We start from the raw sequence: 1,921 nt of genomic DNA, 5'->3' as shown, positions 1-1,921 counted from the left end.
TCAGCAGGGCGTCCAGGTTGTTCGTCACACAACGATCTTGGACGCCCTGTCTGCGTTCCCGGACACACCGTCAGCATTCGGAATGACTCGTCTAGAGGTGTCGGACCCCGCGGCACTGGCAGCGTTGATTGGGCCACCGGAGGCCGCAGACCCGCCAGATAGCCAGCTCCTGGCCCGGGTCCGCCAGTGGCACACGGACATCCACCAGCTCCGCGACCGCGGCTGGACCATCAGCGCCATCGCACGCCGCCTCGGACGGGACCGCAAGACGGTGCGCCACTACCTGACCACCGACCTCGACCAGATCCTCGCCTCCGCACGCGAACGCCGACCCAACGGCCACATCAACCGCTTCAAGCCCTACCTGCAGCACCGCTTCCGCAGCGGCTCGACCAACGCCGCAGGCCTCTTCCGTGAGATTCGCGAACGCGGCTACCGCGGCAGTCGCGTCGTCGTCACCAAGTACATCGCGACACTCCGCGCCGGCACCGCCGCCCCCGAACCACCGCAGCCGATCCCCAGCCCCCGCCGCATCACGACTTGGATCATGCGCCACCCCGACAGCCTGACCGACAACCAGCGCGAACAACTCGACCGAATCCTGGACGCCTGCCCCGACCTGGCCACCGCCCGGGACCTCGCTCACGAGTTCAGTGCCATCGCCCGCGAACGCCGAGGTCACGACCTCACCGGCTGGATGGCCCGTGCCCTCGACCAGGGTCCACAGCCGGTCCAGGGTTTCGCAGCATTCCTCCAGAACGACTGGGATGCCGTGGTCAACGGCCTGACGCTCCAATGGAGCTCCGGCGCCGTCGAGGGGCAGGTCACACGTATCAAACTGATCAAACGTCGGTCATACGGCCGCGCTTCCTTCGCCCTCTTACGAACCCTCGTACTCGCCCAACCGCCCTGATCTTCAAAGCGTCAGACGCGTCGCCCGCGCTTGGTCTTCGCCTGCACGCGGTTGCGAAGCTCGGCCTGGTAGAAGGCGGCTTTGTCGCCGCCCAGCCCGAAGGACTCACAGATGTCCGCCACCGTTTCGGCGTCTTCCGCAGTGCCCGTGAGCCCGATCTGGACAAGCCTCCAAAACCCCTCCTGCACGTGGTGCCTGCACCCCTCGCCCAGACCCTCATTTCCCGCAGCCGGTCCGTAGTCGCCGGAACCCGCAGCCACGAAGGACAACGTCTGCAGCAGCACGTCTCGGGCCAGTTTGGAGAGGTCGCCCGCCAGCGCGGCCGTGATCACGCCGACCGCTGGCGGAGTGCACTCGAAGATGATCGTGCTTTCCTCGACATGACCATCGAGGGTGTATCCGATCATGTCCTGGGGTGTCTCTGCAGTGATGATCGCCTCGATCAGCAGTGGCACATGCTCCGCAGAGTTACCGCAGCCGCACTCCAACGACGCCCAATCGACGCGTTGCAGTTCTGCGCGTACCAGTTCACCGACCACCACCGCGGACCCCCTCAAGGCGTGCCGGGCCCCCGGGCCCCTGCGCTAGCGATCAAGCATGAGCCAACCATCGGTCCCCCCGCCACCGTGTGCGTCACGAAATATCCGCCACAGCCTTGAAATTCCCCACCCCCTGCTCAGGTGTGGGACGGACCTGCTCACCGCGGTTCCCCACCGCCGCGCCGAGTCTGCGACGAGCTGTCACTGGGGGAGGGGCCGCCCGGTAGCCAGACAGGTCCAGGGCGGGGCAAGTTGGCCGGGGCAAGATCCAGAATTTGAACACATCGCTTTTGGCCAGAAGTCCGACAGTTCATTCATCCGTGCCCGTTTCGCTCCTATCGTGAGGTGCGCCGAGCGAGTCGGCGCAGGTCTACGCCCTCTCTGTCAGCCTTGGGTGAGACGTCCCGCTTTGTCGGGTTAGCCTGAGAGGGCCCGATAGGAGTTCCACCCCTCATGACCAGCACCAAGC

Annotated in this window: 2 protein-coding genes; one reads left to right on the top strand and one right to left on the bottom strand. The window is 65.9% G+C overall.

Translation table 11 applies throughout. From position 1 onward, the window contains the following. The first annotated feature begins 124 nt into the window (after positions 1-124). Positions 125-913, top strand: a complete 789-nt coding sequence (locus tag ACIQV3_RS40505) for a transposase (protein WP_403722399.1) — start codon at positions 125-127, stop codon at positions 911-913. 11 nt (positions 914-924) lie between these two features. Here ACIQV3_RS40505 and ACIQV3_RS40500 read toward each other — a convergent pair whose 3' ends face one another. Further along, positions 925-1,455, bottom strand: coding sequence for a hypothetical protein (locus ACIQV3_RS40500; RefSeq protein ID WP_403722397.1), 531 nt, complete (start codon positions 1,453-1,455; stop codon positions 925-927). Positions 1,456-1,921 lie beyond the last annotated feature (466 nt).

It is taken from the genome of Streptomyces sp. NPDC099050 (assembly GCF_044759865.1).
In the GTDB taxonomy this organism is placed as follows: domain Bacteria; phylum Actinomycetota; class Actinomycetes; order Streptomycetales; family Streptomycetaceae; genus Streptomyces.
The sequence above is the reverse complement of the archived record's forward strand: the minus strand, read 5'-3'. Positions and strand labels throughout refer to the sequence as shown.